Here is an 18,329-nt window from a genome sequence, read left to right as displayed (position 1 = left end):
GGGGTGTCGTTGTCATCGATGGCTGTCTTTGGTCGGGGTTGGGGCGTCCGGCCCCTGTTCGCGGCTGTGTCCGATGGCGCCCACCGAGGGGCGCCATCGGACAGCCACGGGGGCCTGGATTGTTGAGGGTCAAGTAGCGATAGGTTGCTGCGGACGGGGATGGTTGATGCTCACAACCTGTGGCTGGCTCCAGTCACGGATGTGACGACTCCAGCGCTGCGGATTCTTCTGCCGAGCTTCTTCGTAGGTCTTCTGCCGGATGGCACAGATCCCATCGGCCTGGCCGTAGTGCCGCTGATTGGGCGTCACGTACTTGATGCCGCTGTGCCGGTGCTCAGCGTTGTACCACTCGACAAAGCCATCCACCCAGGCTTTTACCGAGAGCAGTTCCCGGAAGCGCCGTAGCGGATAACTCTGGTGGTACTTCATGGTACGGAACCATGATTCAGCGTAGGCGTTGTCGTTGCTGACGCGCGGCCTGGAGAACGAGAGCGAAACACCCAGCTCCGCCATCTTGGCCGCCAAGGCGAATGAGCGCATGGGGGCGCCATTGTCCGAGTGCAGGACCGCAGCAGTCTCCTTGTTGATTCCTTCATCGCGGCAGACGCGATCAAAGAATGCGCTGGCGAGCACGCTGCATTCGCGCTCATGCACTTCCACTCCAAGGATGCGGCGGCTCCACACATCCATCACCATGTAGAGGTAGTAGAATTGACCCTTGACATGGCCGGGCAACAGGGTGATATCCCAGGCCAGCACTTGGTAAACTCCTGTTGCCTCCAGCACCGGGACTGGTCTTGGCTCGCGGGGAGAGCGGGCCCTGCCACGATGATTCAGCAGGCCTTCCTGCCGCATGATGCGATAGATCGTCGACTCTGAACCCACATACATTCTCTCCTCAGCAAGAATGGCCACGATCTGAGCAGGCGCAAGATCGGCAAAGCGCGGATCATTGACGGAGTCAATCACCCGCTGCCGCCCTTTTGCCGTGAATCTGTGAGCCACTTCACGTGGGGCACCCTTGCGGCGGTCCACACTGAATCCCTGGCCGCTGATATCAAGCCCCCAGCGCCGCAGAGTGCGTGAACAGATGCCGATCAGATCAGCAACAGCCTTGATGGAAGCTCCTGCATTGAGGCCTTCATGGAGAAAGTCCATGGCTTTATTTCTCTGCTCTGACGGAATCAGGACTCCTCTTCTTGCAGCCAAAGCTGATCGAGCTTTTTTGACAGCATCAGCAATGTTGCCGCCTCCGAAAGAGCTTTTTCCTTCTTCTGCAACTCACGTTCAAGGCGCCGGATCTGGCGTGCCTGCTCCTGGTTTTTGCGCTGTAGATCCCTGTGGTCGGTCATGGTCGGCGCGCTGGGGCCATTGGCATCCTCAGCGGCCTGGCGCCAGCGGGCAAGCTGTTTGGGGTAGAGGCCCCGCTCACGGCAGTAAGCGCCGAGATCGGGGCCGCTGAGGCCTGCGGCCTGGATCACGGCGGCCAGTTTGTCGGATGCGCCCCACTGCTCCGGCGGCTTGCTGGTGGCCGGCACCAGCTGGCCCTCTTTCTGCCACTGACTGCGCCAGTTGTAGAGGGTCTGGGTAGTGATGCCGGTGGAGCGAGCGATCTCGGCCACGCTCTCTCGGTTGGGCGGGCTCATGCGATTGCGGATCTCAGCCCGCACGGCCTGGTCATAAATCGGTTTCATGGTCCTCGGTTTGGCCCCCTAGTGGATGGGTCAGACCGAGCGGACTTCTTTCCTGACGCAGGGGGAGCCCAGGCGTCGCAAACCCAAGCCACGCATCGGCAAACGCAGCAGGCCCGATCCGTTTGAACCGGATGTGGAGCGGATCGAGCTATGGCTGCAGGCCGAGCCCCAGCTCAGGGCCAAGACGCTGCTGGAGCGGCTGATCGATCACAACCCGGAGCGCTACAGCCCACGCCACCTGCGCACCCTGCAGCGGCGCCTGCGCGGTTACCGGCTGCAATGGATCGAGAACGAGATGGCCGCTCTGGCGGTGGCCGGGCCTCCAAGCCTGCAGGAAGGTGAAAGCGTGCAGAAGCCAGTGTTACCAGGCGTCAATTGAAATGGGTAACAAGTTGTTGATGCAAAGCGCCGGCCAACTTCATTGTCGGCGGACAGGTGGGAGCCCCGATCAGGGGCAGTGCCCCGCCCAGAGGTTAACGATGGGGGCTGTCCAGAAACGCCAGACCACCTCAATATGGAGAAAAAGCGCAAAAGGTTGCCGAACCTCGATTTTTCCATTATAGTTTAAATGATATTATGGACAAAGTGAATGCACAAAAAAGTGCTTGTGCTCATTGAAGAGCACTACGACGAAACCGAATACAACGTCTTCAACGAGTTCTTCCCTCGCGTTGACATTGAGGTTGAGTATGCTTCCTACCTTTGGGGTAATGATACGCTGAACTTTGAGGGCAACGATAAAACCAGCAACGTAGAGGTGAGTCTTTGTGTCAGCAAGATTGATCTGGCCGATTACCAGGGACTGATTCTGATAGGTGGCTATGCGATGGATAGGCTGCGTTACGAGGAAACACTCGGTGCGACCAATCAAGCTCCTGCCGTCCAGCTTCTCCGCAAAGCTGTAGCCTTAATGGATCAAGGCACTTTGGCTGTCGGTACAATCTGCCATTCGCTTTGGCTCTTCTGCGCAGATCCAAGTTTGATCAAGGGCCGAGAAGTCACCTGCGCCCATAATATTGTCTGTGATGTGGCCAATGCAGGCGGAAACATCATGGTCAATGCAGGTAGCACCGTCGAACTGCATCAGCAAGGTCTCCTGATCACAGGTAAGCATCCAGGCTGCGTTGATATTTTTGTAGAGCGATTCAAAACGGCGGTGCAAAGCCTCTAATCAGGGGCATTTACTACACACTATTAGACACGTATCACAGTCATCATGAATGATCTCACCTTCACATTCTCGGATCTGATCTCAGGCTATGTCACCAGCTACGACGAAGGCAATAAGCTAATTGGCATCAAAACTTCTGATGACAGAAACTATGAAGCAAAGCTAACCGGCAACACCTATGCCAAGCAGACCCAGAATCTGGGCGAGGGATGGCCAGACCGGTCCGGTGATCTCCAAAAGCTGCTGGTGCCTGGTCAGATGGTCTTTGTCTATGGCACCTTCTTCCCAGAAGACAGAGTTAAGTTTGAAGCGAACTACATCATCTTCGCTGGTGACGCGAAGGATGAGTATCGCTATGCAGATGAAAAAGGCTGGTGGGTCAAGCAAATTGATCAGATTGCAGCCTCGTACTGCAAATGGCAGTTCAATGCACCGGAATCAGCCATTGATTACCATCACTACCGGACACTGATCAGCCTTACGGGCGGGAAAAAGCAAGAGGATTACCTGCAAGAGACGGATACCATCTCCAGAATGGTATACGGCATGGCCTGCGCCTACATGCTTACGGGCAAAGAAATGTACCTTGATGCAGCTGAAAAGGGTACCGAGTATTTGCGCGATAAGATGAGATTTACGGATACAGATACCGGTCTCATCTACTGGTATCACGGCCAAAAAGTCGGCAGTGGTGGGGAAGAACAAAAACTGTTGGTGTCGGAGTTCGGAGATGACTACGATTGCATCCCCGCCTACGAGCAGATCTATGCACTCGCAGGGCCCGTACAAACCTACAGACTCACGGGTGATCCCCGCATCCTCGATGATGCGGAAAAGACTGTCGATCTATTTGACGAGTGCTTTAAAGACCATGAAAAAGGCGGCTATTATTCACACATCCATGCTGTAACCCTGAGTGCCCATGAGGAAAGCCTGGGCCGCAACAAAGCCAAGAAGAATTGGAACTCGGTGGGCGATCACGCTCCCGCGTATCTAATCAATCTCTGGCTTGCAACGGGCGAAGAGCGTTATAAGAAGATGCTTGAGGATACTTTCGATACAATTAGCAAACATTTCCCTGACTACGACAACAGCCCTTTCGTGCAAGAGAAGTTCTTTGACAATTGGAGCAAGGACCAATCATGGGGATGGCAGCAAAACCGCGCGGTCGTTGGCCATAATCTCAAAATCGCGTGGAATCTCATGAGATTCTATGCAGAGATGGGTAAAGATAAATACCTCGATATTGCCAAGAAGATTGCTTTCTTAATGCCCAAGGTGGGTTATGATAATCAGCGCTTCGGCTGGTATGACGTTGTCGAGCGTGTCCTCGATCCCAATGAGAAGTTCCACCGCTATGCATGGCATGACCGCAAAGCTTGGTGGCAACAAGAACAGGGAATTCTAGCCTATCTAATTCTACAAGGGCACATGCCTGACAGCACTGAATACAAGAAGTATGCCGAAGAATCGGCGGCTTTCTACAATGCTTTCTTCCTAGACAACAATGACGGGGGTGTCTACTTCAATGTCCTAGCGAACGGCATTCCTTACTTGGTAGGCACAGAACGATTCAAGGGCAGCCACTCCATGAGTGCGTATCATTCCACCGAGCTTTGCTTCTTGTCTACTGTTTATATCGATCTGTTGATCAAGAAGCGGCCTTTGGATTTGTTCTTCAAGCCCATACCTGGCGGCTTCAAGGATGGAATTCTCAGGGTAGAGCCAGACATCCTCCCCAAGGGATCTGTCTATATCAGTAGCTGTGAAATTGATGGTCAGGCCTATACGGATTTTGATGCAAATGCACTGACAGTTAAGCTGCCAGAATCGGAGCATCGGCTCCAGGTCAAAGTAACCGTTTCACCGAAGTGAAGGAGAGCTGAATCATGCAAGTACAACTTGAAGCTTACGGCCACTGGCAGGTGATCCGAGTCAGTGGTCAGATCGATTCAAAGACTGTCGGTGAACTGCGTGACTTCATCGACACCGAACTCAAGCCATCTCAGCCTGTCGCCCTTGAGTTAACAGACGTGCCATTCATGTCGAGTGCTGGCTTAAGAACGTTGCTGACCCTACAACGGAAAACTCAAGATATGGGTGTCGATCTTGTCCTTATTGGCGTCGCAGATGACATTGCTGACACGATGAAAGTCACTGGCTTCTATCAATTCTTTACGGTCTATGATTCACTGCAAGCCATTCCAGGAGCATGACTGTGATGGACCTTGAAAGAATTGACAATCTACCCACGGATACGCTTGCAGGTTATCGCATACGAACTGGAAAACCTTTGCCATTCGGTGTGTCCTCAGTGCCGGGCGGACTTAATTTTTCTGTCTATACATCGGCGGGAACATCCTGCGCGCTTGTATTATTCAGCCGATCAGAAGGGTCCTTATTAGCCGAAATCAAGATTCCGGATCACTACCGTATTGGTGACGTCTACTCCATCGTAGTATACGACCTCGACTATGAAGATGTTGAGTACGGCTTTAAGATAGACGGCCCCTACTTGCCTGAAGAAGGGCATCGCTTCAATCCAGATAACATTCTCATGGATCCCTATGCCCGGGTTATTTCGGGACGAGATGAATGGGGAGTTGAGCCCGATTGGAACAAACAGTACCAGTATCGATCCCGAGTGGCGTTCGATGACTTTGACTGGGAAGGAGACTCTCCCCTCGAGATCAATGACGCCGATCTTATAATATATGAATTACATGTGCGCTCTTTCACCAAGAGCGAGTCTTCGGGCGTCAAGTTTAAGGGAACGTACGCAGGCATTGCCGAAAAAATCCCATACTTGCAATCGCTTGGCGTCAATGCTGTAGAGTTAATGCCAGTTTTCGAATTCGATGAATTCGAAAACTCAAAAACACATCCGGATACCAGCGAAAAGCTGTATAACTATTGGGGCTATAGCACTGTAGCCTTTTTCGCACCCAAGGCTGGTTTTGCGGCATCCGGTCGGTTTGGGATGCAGGTTGACGAGTTCAAGCAACTTGTCAAGCAGCTCCACAAGGCCGGTATAGAGGTCATCCTTGATGTCGTATTCAACCACACGGCTGAAGGCAATGAGCGCGGCCCCTCGATCTCGTTTAAGGGACTGGACAACAAGATTTACTATATGCTGACGCCTGAAGGATACTATTTTAACTTCAGCGGGACAGGCAATACTCTTAACTGCAACAATCCGGTTGTCAGGAACCTTGTTCTAGACTGCTTGCGATATTGGGCATCTGAATACCACATTGATGGCTTCAGATTTGACTTGGCCAGCATCCTAGGACGTGATCCCTGGGGAGCACCACTCAACAATCCTCCCTTGCTGGAATCGCTTGCTTTTGATCCCATCCTCTCATCATGCAAGCTAATCGCCGAAGCGTGGGATGCCGGAGGTCTCTACCAAGTAGGTACATTTCCTGCCTTTGGTCGATGGTCTGAGTGGAATGGTAAATATAGAGACACTGCCAGGCGTTATCTGAAAGGGGATCAAGGGCAAGTCGGCGAAATGGCACAAAGGGTTCAGGGTTCACCCGACCTCTATCAATGGAATGGTCGCTCACCAGCGACATCCATCAACTTCATCACCTGCCATGACGGCTTCACATTGGCGGATCTTGTCTCCTTTAATGAGAAGCACAATGAAGCAAATGGCGAAAACAACCGTGATGGCGGTGATGACAATTACAGCTGGAACTGTGGCGCCGAAGGCTGGACTGATAACAGCAACATTCTGGCCTTGCGAATAAGGCAATGCATGAATGCATTGAGCATGCTGATGACAAGCCGAGGTACACCCATGCTGCTGATGGGTGATGAGTTTGGACGCTCACAGCATGGCAATAACAATGCTTATTGCATTGACTCACCTGTGTCATGGGTCGATTGGGCTCTGCTTGAAAGCAACCGTGCACTGTTTGAGTATACGCAAGCACTGATTCATTTCAGGCAACAGCATCCCTGCTTGCGTATTAACAGCTTTACGCATGGCGGCAGCAGGCATCTGCCTAGCTGCAGCTTTCATGGCACAACCCCATGGCAAGTGAACTGGTCAGATGAATCCAGGCAACTCGCATGGCTGATGAGCTGTGATCAGGCTGATTCAGACGTCATGGATGCGGTTTATGTCGCCACTAACACGGCTCACTATGCCAGCTGGTTCGATTTACCTCCACTGCCTTCGGGCTATGGTTGGCAATTGCATTTCAACACTGGTGACACGCAATCACCCAATCTGACTCAAGCCATTGCTTATGCTAATCATGGCATTTTGGTAGGAGAAAGATCTGTCGTCATCTTTTCCGCGTCTCCGCTTGAGACGTAGTCTCCAACAATTGCTCACTTTCACCACTTCACTCCACAACTATGTCTCTGACAATTGACATCGTCCAAGGCGACATCCATGCAACCCTGGTGCTCTCAGGAGATATCGACACAAAAACAGCCCCAGACCTACTCAGCCAGCTGACTTCACTGGAACTTCATGCGTTAGAGCAGCTTCGCCTGAATCTTCTGGATGTTGGTTTTGTCAGCAGTGCCGGACTCAGAGCTATTGTTTTTGCCAAGCAGAAAATGCCCCATACATCCCGCCTTTACCTGGTGGGTGCATCCGAGCAGATTATCGACACAGTCACGAAGACAGGCCTGGCTCAGGCTGTCGTGATTGTCGACAGTGAGGAGGAGATTTAGAATGTAATGAGAGATTCTATCGGCGGTAAAGAACTTGGCAGTATTGAGGCTCCTGCATCAATGGATCAATGGGATCATTTCATTGATTTTGCTACCGAGCATATCCACCGTGTCATCGCAGATGAGTCACGCGCTTACAAGCTCAAGCTCGCCTACGAAGAGCTCATCTCAAACATCATTCGAGCTGCTAACGCCAACAAATCTGTCGCAGATAAGGACGCCAAGCTGGCAGTTTCTCTGATGCTACGAAATGAGGATGGAGAACCCTGGCTTGTGCTTCGCACGAGCGATACGGGAATTCAGTTTAATCCTAATTTCAATCAAGGGCCTCCATTCGATACGAATCAACCCGTCCATGAGAGGAAGATCGGTGGGCTAGGCATCTTTCTCATTGAACAGTCCGTCGACAAGGTCTCATACGACTGGATTAATGGGAATAATGTGTATGAGCTCTGTATGGCCTGCAACCCCGAGGTAGTTAAGCAACCGTGAGACCCTCGCGTCCCTCCTGCAAAATCCACTCCATGAAGCCATGACCGCAGACACCAACCCCACCATGAATAATGCTGTCACCGATGACCATGACCTTCAGCAAGCCCTTCTCGGAATCAATCCGGATTTTGGTGAGCTCTGCATCAGGGTCTGTGGAGAAGTCTGGGGGAAGCCAATTATCTCTCAAAAGATAAAGTGCTTGATTACAATTGCTTTGGATGTGGCCAACCAGTCTCTGGATGGGCCAGGAACTCCGTTCGAAGCACATGTGAACATGGCCCTAAAGCAAGGTGCAACCATTGAAGAGATTGAAGAGCTCCTCCTGTTCACATGTGCCTACTGTGGCTTCAATAAAGCGGCCGGTGCCTTTGGAAAACTAAAAGAGATCAGATCCCGGACTTAAGAGGTGATCTGACAAACGCCCCCCATCCTCCCACCAATACTGATCAGCAATGGCACGCAAGTACTACGAACATCTTTCGGCCGACTTTTCCAGGCCAGGTCTTGTTTCTACACAATTAGGCGATCAGCTTATTGAGCAGGCTGAAGCCATTCTCGCTAAAAGAGAACAGGAACTTCCCGCCATCAGCACGGAGTATGACGCGGATCAGATTGAGGCTGAGAATAAGGAATGGTGGCCGACTCACTGTGAGGCGCTGCGGCGTGCACGCGGCGATCTGCTCCGTGGTGAGTACCGTGAAGATTTGGTTTACTTTTGCCAGGATGGTCCTTTTTATGGTCTGACTGAACAAACCGAACGTGAACGCCATTGGTGGGCCTTGATCGCACAGCCAAACGTCACCATGTGCTGGCCCATCGTCATGTTTTGGGGTGAGTTCGTACATTTTGAATGGCACTGTCTTGACGATGAGAGCGGTGAAACTCTTGCCAAGGGAACCGTCTGTTGGGTCCGTCGCGGTCATCGGGGAGGCTGCTACTTCAAGAGTGAACAGCTGACTTTCTACCGTGATGTCTTTGCCTCTCAAAACCTACTGTCTCTCCTGAAGACCGACTGAACTATGAATGAGTAATGCCCTTTTGCATCTGCACAATTGCCTGTAATGCCTGCTGCATTGCAGGCTGCTCTTTGGCTCTACCACATCAACATTTCTTGCCTATGCCATTACCGCTGAGGCTCTGAGCCCCCCCCCCCCCCGCATGGGTGGGGGCATGAGCCCTGATGTCTTGGCGGCACTCCCTCTGCCGCTCAGGGCACTGGGCGTTGAGATCGAGTCAGATGCCTGCACTTAGGGTCTCCTGAAAAATCCAGATCCATTGCGCCGCAGCTGGTCTCAAGCATGAGAAACCGCTAAAGTAGCCGTGAATCAGGCAATCCGTGATTGCCTTTACTCCTGATCGCTCAATATGTACCGGAGGCACAATAACGGTCAGATCTCAATCAAGGAGTTCCACCTGCCATTTGGCGGCACACTTGATCCCGAGAATCGCTGGGTTCAACTGGAGGGGCTGATCCCATGGGATGAGCTGGAAGAAACCTATGCCCCTCAATTCAGCGCCACAATTGGCGCTCCAGCCAAATCAGTGAGAATGGCCTTTGGTGCTCTCTACATCAAACAGAAGTTAGGGCTTACCGACGAAGAGACAGTCCATGAGATCAGAGAGAACGCCTATATTCAGTTCTTTCTCGGCTTTGCGGGCTACACAGCTAAGGCACCGTTTGATGCCTCGATGATGGTGCACTTTCGCAAGCGTTTTTCTGACGAGGATCTGCGCCGTATCAACGAGCTGGTGGTGCAGCGCGGCAAAGAGATCCTTCTGGAAGCACTTGCTCAGGCAGCAGACGATGACGACCATGATGATCGTGATTCCAGTGGAGGAGGCGCTCAGCTAGAACTTGATGCGTTGATCAAGCCTGCTGACTGGCCAGAAGGAAAGAATTGGGGCACTCTCACGATTGATGCCAGTTGCACTCCAGCCGACATCACCTATCCCAGAGACCTCAAGCTCCTCAACGAGGCTCGCACAACGACCGAGCGAGTCATTGATGATCTGTGCAGTCAGTCATCGGGATTCAGGAGACATCGACCTCGCTACGACCGTGGCCTTGCTCGTGCTCATTTCCTGAGAGTGGCGAAGCAAAAACGACCACGTCGCCGCAAAGTGAAGGCTGCCATTAAACATCAGCTTGGCTATGTGCGGCAGAATCTCAAGGCCATTGATGCTCTGATCGGCTGCGGGGCAAGGCTTTCCGAGCTTAAGAGGCATTGGTGGCAGAAGTTGTTGGCCTGCAGCGAGTTGGAGCGGCAACAGGGCCTTCTGCTCGCCTCTCAGACCAACAGCATTCCAGACCGCCTGGTGAATCTTGTGCAGACCCATATCCGCCCAATGGTGCGAGGCAAAGCACGTGCTGCGGTGGAGTTTGGAGCCAAAATCAGTGTTTCGGTTCAAAACGGCTTTCCGTTCTTGCACCGCATAAGCTGGAACCCCTACAACGAAGGAGAAGACCTTATCGCTCAGGCGGAAAAATACAAGCTGGATACAGGATCTTACCCAGAGCGAATCTGCGCCGACCGGATTTATATCACGGCCAAGAATAGGCATTTCTGCACGAGGAACGGTATTCGCCTCTCCGGCAAGCGATTGGGTCGCCCGCCCAAGGATCCTGATGTCACCACTGCACACAAGCACCAGCTCCGATCTGATCAAGCTCGACGCAATGAAGTGGAAGGCGTCTTTGGCTCTGGAAAGCGCAAGTATTCCCTGGATCTGATCATGGCTCGTCTACCAGCTGGTGCCGAATCCTCCATCTCGATGGCCTTTGTCGTGATGTGCGCGGAAAAGGTCTTGAGGCTGCTGCGCCTCTTTTTTGTCCTTCTTTTTGGGTGGATCTACAGCTTTTTTATGGCCTGGTCAGCGATCAGAGCGCCTGAGGGCATCTGCAAGCCATGCTTTTGAGATCTGGCCGACTTGATGTCACCGCGCTTGCCAGCCTGATTAACGCGAAGCAAACGGACGAATCCGGCGCCGATGGGCCGAGAATCTTTTTCAGGAGTCCCTACGTTGGCGGGTTGCTGGAATCCTTGGAAACCCTTGCGGCAGCTGCCTTCTGCCGGTAGCTCTCGCCCTTGATCCCGATGATGTGGCAGTGGTGCACCAACCGGTCCACCGCGGCCACGGTCATCGATCCGCTCGGGAAGATGTCGTCCCACTCCCGGAACGGCTGGTTGCTGGTCACCAGCAGGGATTTCCGCTCGTAGCGGTGGCAGATCAGCTCAAACAGCACCGAGGTCTCCAGTTCGCTGCGGCGCACGTAGGGACTCCTGAAAAATCCAGATCCATTGCGCCGCAGCTGGTCTCAAGCATGAGAAACCGCTAAAGTGGCCGTGAATCAGGCAATCCGTGATTGCCTTTACTCCTGATCGTTCCATATGTACCGGAGGCACAATAACGGTCAGATCTCAATCAAGGAGTTCCACCTGCCATTTGGCGGCACACTTGATCCCGAGAATCGCTGGGTTCAACTGGAGGGGCTGATCCCATGGGATGAGCTGGAAGAAACCTATGCCCCTCAATTCAGCGCCACAATTGGCGCTCCAGCCAAATCAGTGAGAATGGCCTTTGGTGCTCTCTACATCAAACAGAAGTTAGGGCTCACCGACGAAGAGACAGTCCATCAGATCAGAGAGAACGCCTATATTCAGTTCTTTCTCGGCTTTGCGGGCTACACAGCTAAGGCACCGTTTGATGCCTCGATGATGGTGCACTTTCGCAAGCGTTTTTCTGACGAGGATCTGCGCCGTATCAACGAGCTGGTGGTGCAGCGCGGCAAAGAGATCCTTCTGGAAGCACTTGCTCAGGCAGCAGACGATGACGACCATGATGATCGTGATTCCAGTGGAGGAGGCGCTCAGCTAGAACTTGATGCGTTGATCAAGCCTGCTGACTGGCCAGAAGGAAAGAATTGGGGCACTCTCACGATTGATGCCAGTTGCACTCCAGCCGACATCACCTATCCCAGAGACCTCAAGCTCCTCAACGAGGCTCGCACAACGACCGAGCGAGTCATTGATGATCTGTGCAGTCAGTCATCGGGATTCAGGAGACATCGACCTCGCTACGACCGTGGCCTTGCTCGTGCTCATTTCCTGAGAGTGGCGAAGCAAAAACGACCACGTCGCCGCAAAGTGAAGGCTGCCATTAAACATCAGCTTGGCTATGTGCGGCAGAATCTCAAGGCCATTGATGCTCTGATCGGCTGCGGGGCAAGGCTTTCCGAGCTTAAGAGGCATTGGTGGCAGAAGTTGTTGGCCTGCAGCGAGTTGGAGCGGCAACAGGGCCTTCTGCTCGCCTCTCAGACCAACAGCATTCCAGACCGCCTGGTGAATCTTGTGCAGACCCATATCCGCCCAATGGTGCGAGGCAAAGCACGTGCTGCGGTGGAGTTTGGAGCCAAAATCAGTGTTTCGGTTCAAAACGGCTTTCCGTTCTTGCACCGCATAAGCTGGAACCCCTACAACGAAGGAGAAGACCTTATCGCTCAGGCGGAAAAATACAAGCTGGATACAGGATCTTACCCAGAGCGAATCTGCGCCGACCGGATTTATATCACGGCCAAGAATAGGCATTTCTGCACGAGGAACGGTATTCGCCTCTCCGGCAAGCGATTGGGTCGCCCGCCCAAGGATCCTGATGTCACCACTGCACACAAGCACCAGCTCCGATCTGATCAAGCTCGACGCAATGAAGTGGAAGGCGTCTTTGGCTCTGGAAAGCGCAAGTATTCCCTGGATCTGATCATGGCTCGTCTACCAGCTGGTGCCGAATCCTCCATCTCGATGGCCTTTGTCGTGATGTGCGCGGAAAAGGTCTTGAGGCTGCTGCGCCTCTTTTTTGTCCTTCTTTTTGGGTGGATCTACAGCTTTTTTATGGCCTGGTCAGCGATCAGAGCGCCTGAGGGCATCTGCAAGCCATGCTTTTGAGATCTGGCCGACTTGATGTCACCGCGCTTGCCAGCCTGATTAACGCGAAGCAAACGGACGAATCCGGCGCCGATGGGCCGAGAATCTTTTTCAGGAGTCCCCACGTAGGAGATGTCGTCGATCACCAGCAGGGCATAGCGATCGAGCTTCTGGAGCATCGCCGGCAGGTCGTAGGCCGCCTTGGCCTTCTGCAGCAGCTGCACCAGCGTGGTGGCCGGGAAGAAGCGGCAGGCCTGGTCCTGCGCCGCCATCGCCATCGTGATGGCAATGGCCAGGTGGGTCTTGCCCACACCGCTGGGACCAAACAGCAGCAGGTTCTCCGCCTGCAGGAGCCAGGTGGTCTGCCGCGTCAGGCCTTGGAGCTCCTGCCAGTGGTGGGGCTCGAGGTGCTGGTGGTCAAAGCCATCGAGACCTTTCTGCCACGGGAGATGGGCACCGCGCAGCAGGCGTTGCTGGCGGGCAATCTGCCGTTGTTCCAGTTCCTGCTCACAGAGGGCGTAGAGGAACTGGCCCGGGCTCCAGCCCTGGGCATCAGCCTGATCGGCCAGCGGCTGCCAGTGACTGCGGAAGCGCGCCAGTTTCAGCTGTTTGAGCAGGAGCGGCAGCGCCGCTTCCACCGCCGCAGAGCGCGGGCATGGGGACGAGGTGGTCATAGGTAGCCAGCAGGTGTTGGGGGATGGCGGGATCGGGGAGGCTCTGGCAACGGGGAGGAACGCGGAATCGCTGCTGCAGAGCCGACAGCGAAAGGGTCTGGCGGCGTTGGGCCTGCTCCAGGAAGGCGAGCACCAGCGCATAGGAGGCCACCCGCACCGCCACATACAGGGCCTCGACCATCAGCCGGGCAGCGGCGTCACGGTCACCGCCGACCAGGAGTTGCTGCCAGAAGTCCCACCAGCGGGAATCAGGGAAGAGGTAGCGCTGGTAGCGGCAATGGAGCAGGGCCCGGGGCTTGGCCCGCAGGGCATCGATCAGGTGCTCCAGATCGATGCACCAGGCCCGCTTGCCACCAGAGGCGCCATAGAGGCGGGGGAGCTGGCAGACCCAGTCGCTGCCCAGGAACACCACCAGCCGGTCGTGGTGCAGCCGCACCATGACCTGGCGGCCGATCAGGGTGGGCGGCACTGAGTAGATCACCTGCCGCACCTCGATCGTGCTGGTGCTGCGCACCCGCACTGTGAGCAGCTCGTAGTCGGCAAAGCGGAAGGCCGGCAGGGGCCCCAGGTGCTCCAGCTCCTGCTCGTAACGCTGCTGCCGGGGGGCGTTGAGGGCACAGAACACCTCAGCGAGCAGCTGGGCGTATTCGGCGGGCTCCTCGAAATCGCAGCTGCCCCGCAGGATCAGCTTCTGCTCCAGCCGACGTTTCACATGGCCATGGGGAGCCTCGATGATGCCGTTCTCGTGAGCCACGCCGCGGTTATTGCGGCTGGCACTGAGGCCGTAGTGGGCGCAGAGCGCCTGGTGGCGGGGGGTGATGTCGAGGGCGTAGCTGCCATCCCGATTGCGGCTGGCGGCCGACAGTCGATCGGTGCGCAGCTCCTTGGGCACCCCACCGCAGGCGGCCAGGGCGTTCTGCAGCCCTTCTGAAAGGGCGACAAAGCTCTCGCCACCATGGATGAGTTGCCCATAAGCCCAGCCGCTCCAGGCCAGGCGGTAGTGGAACAGCAGGTGGGGAAATGGTTCGCCGCGCAGGGTGATCGCCACCCGTTTCAGCCGGGTGAAATCGCAGAAGCCGATCTCTCCAGGCTGGTAGGCCAGCGGGAACATCACCTCCGGCGCTGGACCGTGCAAGGCCTTCCACTGCTGCACCCGCCGCTGCAGGGTGCGTTTGAGCGAACTCCAGTCTTGATCTGGCTTCTGCTCCTGCAGGTGCTCCAGCAGGGTGGTGGGCGTCAGGGCTGGATGGCGCTCCAGAAGCGGCAGCAACAGGGGCTCCCAGACCTCAGCCAATGGATCGGGCCGCCGCCGGCCACGGGGCTTGGCGGCTTTGGGTTGGAGGCGGCCAGCATCAATGCGGTGGGCACTGCTCACCGAAATGCCCGCCGCTGCGGCAGCCACCTCCTGGCGGCTGCCGGCTCGTCGTTTGGACATGTACAGCGCAATCTGTTGAGCGGTGAGGGGAGCAGGCATGAGCCGGTGCCCTGCGCATGGCAACCGGATTCAGCAGAGCCCCTCAGGAGCGGTCAACCTGTTTGGCGCGCCCCTCAACCAGATTGTCGCCGGATACGGGTGGAACATGGTTCGGCCTCAGTGTAGACCGCGTGGGGAGTTTTGCCTCCAAGGGAACTGTGAGGTCTTACATGGCAATACCGCCACAGGAAGCGGGCCAGGCTGATTTCAGCGTCCCAGCCATCGCTGTATGCCCGTAGGTAGACCTCCTCGTACTTGACAGTCCTCCACAGCCGTTCAACAAGGATGTTGTCGTAGCACCGCTTTCTGCCGGACCAGCTGATCTGGATCCGCTCCCCTTTGAGTCTGGCCACAAAGTCAGCGGACGTGAACTGACAGCCTTGATCGGAGTGGAAGATCTCTGGCCTACGGCCGCCTCCCAAGGCCATCTCCAGGGCCTCCAGACAGAACTTCGTGTCAAGGCTGTTGGAGAGCCTCCAGCTGAGCACATGCCTGGAATGGAGATCCATGATCGCCACCAGATAGAGGAACCCTTTCTGCAGAGGGATGTAGGTGATGTCGGTCGCCCAGACCTGATCCACCGACGTGACCTGCGTGAGGTCCACCAGGCAGGGGAACCGCACGGACGGATCACCTGGAACCGTCGTCCGGGGCTTCTGGTAGATCGCCCGTAATCCCATGCGCCGCATGAGGTTTCGCACTCGATCTCGGCTGATCGGGATACCATCTTGGGCCAGATAGTCCACCATCCGGCGGCTGCCGCTGCAGGGATCCTCCAGGTAGAGAGCATCGATCCTGGCCATGATCCGCAGCGTCGATACACGGACCGGTGTCGGCCGGTAGTACAGCGTGGATCGAGGCAGCCCCAGCAGCGCACACTGCCTGCTGATGCTGAGCTCGGGGTGGTCGTGATCGACCAGCTTGCGCAGTTCACGGGCATCAGAGCAGTTGAGACTTTTTTTTGAGCCACTCCAGCTCCATCTGCAGCCGTCCGATCTGCTGGAACAGCTCCGCCTCCTTGGCCTGCCCCTCCTCCTTGTCCTTGGTCTTCTTGCCTCGGGTGAAGAGCTCGCTGGCACCGTCCAGGAGCTGCCGCTTCCACTGGCTCACCTGGATCGGGTGGATGGCGTGGTCGGCGGCGATCTCCTGGATCGTCTTGCGGCCACTGATCGCCTCCATGGCGACCCTGGCCTTGAACTCGGGGCTGTGGGTGCGGCGCTTGCTCATCGGTGGGAGCCCCTTGGGGCCTGTCCAGAAAAGCCAGACCACCTCACACATCAGGCCCATAGTTCGTGGCAAAGCCAGATGTAATGTCGAATTCGGAGCCAAGATCTCAATTTCAGTTACGGGTGATGGATTCACCTACCTAGATCGCCTGAGCTACGATCCCTACAATGAAGGAGAAGATCTAAAGGCTCAAGCAAGAGCCTATCGCCGTCGTCATGGTCATTATCCAGAAGTGATCTGTGCCGATCAGATCTATCGGACTCGAGCGAACCGCGCTTTCTGTCAGCGTCATGGGATTCGCCTGAGTGGACCTCGCCTTGGTCGGCCCAAGAGCGATCCTAAGCTTGTGGCAGAAGAGAAGAGACAGTGTCTTGATGATCAACGGCAACGTAACGCGGTAGAAGGCAAAATCGGACAGGGGAAGCGGCGATTTGGATTGGGTTTGATTCGTGAGAAGCTCGCTGCCACCCAAGGATCAGCCATTGCATTTGAGGTGGGTGCCTTTTATGAGTTTGCTGAAAAACCCGGCCATCTCTGCGAGAATGGGCCAGCTGTCCAGCCCAGATGCGAGGTCAACGGGAGCGCAGCGGCTCCCTGTTCTCCTACGTGTCGATTGAGGATCGGATCCCGGCCGGCCATCCGCTGCGGCGGATCCGCAAGCTGGCCGATCAGGCCCTCGATCGCCTCAATCCCACCTTCTGTGATCTGTACGCCGCAGAAGGCCGGCCATCAGTGCCGCCGGAGCAACTGCTGCTGGCCTCGTTGCTGCAGGCGTTCTACGGCATCCGCTCGGAGCGGTTGCTGCTCGAGCAGCTCCACTACAACCTGCTGTTCCGCTGGTTTGTGGGGCTGAGCCCAGATGATCCGATCTGGCATCCCACCACATTCACAAAAAACCGGGAGCGGCTGCTGAACGAGCAGGTGATGGGGAAGTTCCTGGAGAAGCTGATGGGTGCTCCGGAGGTCAAGCCGCTGCTCAGTGACGAGCACTTCTCCGTCGATGGCACCTTGCTGCAGGCCTGGGCCTCCCATGCCTCACTGGAGCGGATCGATGGGCAGGACGATCCGCCGCCACCGCCGTCAGGCCCTGGCGAGGGTTTTGGCGCTCCAAAGCCCGGCAAGAAGCGAGCGAAAGGGGATTTCCGAGGCATCAAGCTCAGCAACAAGACCCACCGCTCCGGCAGTGATCCCGACGCCTTGCTGGCCCGGAAATCCAACGCCCACCCGGCTCAACCGAGCTACCGGGGTCATGTGCTCATGGACAACCGCCATGCCCTGATCGTCGATTGCAAGGTCACGCAAGCCACGGGCACCGGGGAGCGGGATGCCGCCAAAGCCATGGCCGCGGATCGTCCCGGTGCCCACCAGAAAACCATCGGTGCCGACAAGCACTACGACACCAGGGGCTTTGTCGCCGAGATGCGCCGCATCGGCGTGACGCCGCACGTGGTGCAGAACACCGCCCGATCTGGTGGTTCCGCCATCGATGGCCGCACCACCCGCCACGTGGGCTACGCCAAGTCGATCCATGCCCGCCGCGGCATCGAGAAGGTGTTTGGCTGGATCAAACAGTGGGGAGGTCTGCGCCAGTTCAAGCTGCGCGGCACCGAGAAGGTGAGTGCGGTGTTCGGCCTGAATGTGATCGCCTACAACCTGATCCGCCTGGGCAACCTGCTCAAACCGGCGATGGCGGCGGCGTGAACAGGTGGTTGCCCAGAAGTGTGCCCAGACGGCAGTGATCAGGGAGCCCCAAAGGGGCAAAACACACCAAAAGGGGAGCTCTGAGCCGCTGAAACTCTGAAAACCAGACCGAAATGAGCTGCACCAGCTCTCAGGAGGGAAAAACGCTGCTTCTCAGGCGGTTTTTCCGCAAACTCCTAGAGGCCACTGATCGCCTCCATGGCGACCCTGGCCTTGAACTCGGGGCTGTGGGTACGGCGCTTGCTCATCGGTGGGAGCCCCTTTCAGGGGCGGTGCCCCGCC

General features: G+C 55.8%; 18 protein-coding genes and 2 pseudogenes. 13 read left to right on the top strand and 7 right to left on the bottom strand.

Features of this window, described 5'->3' with window-relative positions:
• Positions 1 to 129: 129 nt before the first annotated feature.
• Together H8F24_RS16780 and H8F24_RS16775 are read right to left on the bottom strand one after the other, a co-directional pair.
• A complete protein-coding gene (locus tag H8F24_RS16780) occupies positions 130 to 1,209 on the bottom strand; it encodes an IS3 family transposase (RefSeq protein WP_197170294.1) in 1,080 nt (359 codons plus the stop codon).
• Positions 1,185 to 1,694, bottom strand: coding sequence for a transposase (locus tag H8F24_RS16775; RefSeq protein ID WP_197170293.1), 510 nt, complete (start codon positions 1,692 to 1,694; stop codon positions 1,185 to 1,187). Before H8F24_RS16775 ends, H8F24_RS16780 begins: the two co-directional genes overlap by 25 nt.
• A 25-nt stretch (positions 1,695 to 1,719) precedes the next feature.
• Between H8F24_RS16775 and H8F24_RS16770 the strand changes: the two genes are divergently transcribed.
• The 10 genes from H8F24_RS16770 (at position 1,720) to H8F24_RS16725 (ending at position 10,968) form a co-directional block, all read left to right on the top strand.
• On the top strand, positions 1,720 to 2,073 hold the full coding sequence (locus tag H8F24_RS16770) for a hypothetical protein (protein ID WP_197170292.1): 354 nt from the start codon (positions 1,720 to 1,722) through the stop codon (positions 2,071 to 2,073).
• A gap of 210 nt (positions 2,074 to 2,283) precedes the next feature.
• On the top strand, positions 2,284 to 2,865 hold the full coding sequence (locus H8F24_RS16765) for a DJ-1/PfpI family protein (RefSeq protein WP_197170291.1): 582 nt from the start codon (positions 2,284 to 2,286) through the stop codon (positions 2,863 to 2,865).
• Between the two features lie 45 nt (positions 2,866 to 2,910).
• Complete coding sequence (locus tag H8F24_RS16760) at positions 2,911 to 4,740, top strand: AGE family epimerase/isomerase (protein ID WP_197170290.1); 1,830 nt, start codon at positions 2,911 to 2,913, stop codon at positions 4,738 to 4,740.
• A gap of 14 nt (positions 4,741 to 4,754) precedes the next feature.
• On the top strand, positions 4,755 to 5,081 hold the full coding sequence (locus H8F24_RS16755; protein WP_197170289.1) for an STAS domain-containing protein: 327 nt from the start codon (positions 4,755 to 4,757) through the stop codon (positions 5,079 to 5,081).
• Positions 5,078 to 7,195, top strand: a complete 2,118-nt coding sequence (gene glgX / locus H8F24_RS16750) for a glycogen debranching protein GlgX (RefSeq protein WP_231597925.1) — start codon at positions 5,078 to 5,080, stop codon at positions 7,193 to 7,195. Before H8F24_RS16755 ends, glgX begins: the two co-directional genes overlap by 4 nt.
• A gap of 41 nt (positions 7,196 to 7,236) precedes the next feature.
• Entirely contained in the window at positions 7,237 to 7,560 is a 324-nt protein-coding gene (locus H8F24_RS16745; protein ID WP_197170288.1) for an anti-sigma factor antagonist, read from the top strand.
• Positions 7,561 to 7,566: 6 nt separating this feature from the next.
• On the top strand, positions 7,567 to 8,052 hold the full coding sequence (locus H8F24_RS16740; protein ID WP_197170287.1) for an ATP-binding protein: 486 nt from the start codon (positions 7,567 to 7,569) through the stop codon (positions 8,050 to 8,052).
• Positions 8,053 to 8,092: 40 nt separating this feature from the next.
• Positions 8,093 to 8,455, top strand: coding sequence for a carboxymuconolactone decarboxylase family protein (locus H8F24_RS16735; protein WP_231597924.1), 363 nt, complete (start codon positions 8,093 to 8,095; stop codon positions 8,453 to 8,455).
• Between the two features lie 49 nt (positions 8,456 to 8,504).
• The gene (locus tag H8F24_RS16730) at positions 8,505 to 9,068 is read left to right on the top strand and encodes a hypothetical protein (RefSeq protein WP_197170286.1); all 564 of its coding nucleotides are present in this window, start codon (positions 8,505 to 8,507) and stop codon (positions 9,066 to 9,068) included.
• A gap of 349 nt (positions 9,069 to 9,417) precedes the next feature.
• Positions 9,418 to 10,968, top strand: coding sequence for an IS5 family transposase (locus H8F24_RS16725; protein ID WP_197170285.1), 1,551 nt, complete (start codon positions 9,418 to 9,420; stop codon positions 10,966 to 10,968).
• Between the two features lie 100 nt (positions 10,969 to 11,068).
• Here the strand turns inward: H8F24_RS16725 and H8F24_RS16720 are convergent.
• A pseudogene (locus H8F24_RS16720) lies at positions 11,069 to 11,326 on the bottom strand (ATP-binding protein); the annotation flags it as partial.
• 115 nt (positions 11,327 to 11,441) lie between these two features.
• On the opposite strand from H8F24_RS16720, the gene H8F24_RS16715 reads away from it, so the two are divergent.
• Positions 11,442 to 12,992 carry an IS5 family transposase gene (locus H8F24_RS16715; protein ID WP_197155761.1) on the top strand — a complete coding sequence of 517 codons (1,551 nt, stop codon included), beginning with the start codon at positions 11,442 to 11,444 and terminating at the stop codon, positions 12,990 to 12,992.
• Here H8F24_RS16715 and H8F24_RS16710 read toward each other — a convergent pair.
• The 4 genes from H8F24_RS16710 to H8F24_RS19740 form a co-directional block, all read right to left on the bottom strand.
• Positions 12,926 to 13,609 carry an ATP-binding protein gene (locus tag H8F24_RS16710; protein ID WP_231598323.1) on the bottom strand — a complete coding sequence of 228 codons (684 nt, stop codon included), beginning with the start codon at positions 13,607 to 13,609 and terminating at the stop codon, positions 12,926 to 12,928. The genes H8F24_RS16715 and H8F24_RS16710 overlap by 67 nt on opposite strands.
• The gene (istA, locus tag H8F24_RS16705) at positions 13,524 to 15,119 is read right to left on the bottom strand and encodes an IS21 family transposase (RefSeq protein ID WP_197169867.1); all 1,596 of its coding nucleotides are present in this window, start codon (positions 15,117 to 15,119) and stop codon (positions 13,524 to 13,526) included. Before istA ends, H8F24_RS16710 begins: the two co-directional genes overlap by 86 nt.
• A 74-nt stretch (positions 15,120 to 15,193) precedes the next feature.
• A complete protein-coding gene (locus tag H8F24_RS16700) occupies positions 15,194 to 16,009 on the bottom strand; it encodes an IS3 family transposase (protein ID WP_231598287.1) in 816 nt (271 codons plus the stop codon).
• A 49-nt stretch (positions 16,010 to 16,058) separates the two neighbouring features.
• Positions 16,059 to 16,346, bottom strand: coding sequence for a transposase (locus H8F24_RS19740; RefSeq protein WP_231597691.1), 288 nt, complete (start codon positions 16,344 to 16,346; stop codon positions 16,059 to 16,061).
• Between the two features lie 31 nt (positions 16,347 to 16,377).
• Between H8F24_RS19740 and H8F24_RS16695 the strand changes: the two are divergent.
• Positions 16,378 to 16,842 (top strand): annotated as a pseudogene (locus H8F24_RS16695) (transposase); the annotation flags it as partial.
• 68 nt (positions 16,843 to 16,910) lie between these two features.
• On the top strand, positions 16,911 to 18,047 hold the full coding sequence (locus tag H8F24_RS16690) for an IS5 family transposase (protein ID WP_197169629.1): 1,137 nt from the start codon (positions 16,911 to 16,913) through the stop codon (positions 18,045 to 18,047).
• Positions 18,048 to 18,329 lie beyond the last annotated feature (282 nt).

This window comes from Synechococcus sp. CBW1002 (genome assembly GCF_015840915.1).
In the GTDB taxonomy this organism is placed as follows: domain Bacteria; phylum Cyanobacteriota; class Cyanobacteriia; order PCC-6307; family Cyanobiaceae; genus CBW1002.
This window is presented reverse-complemented; position numbering and strand designations above follow the sequence as displayed.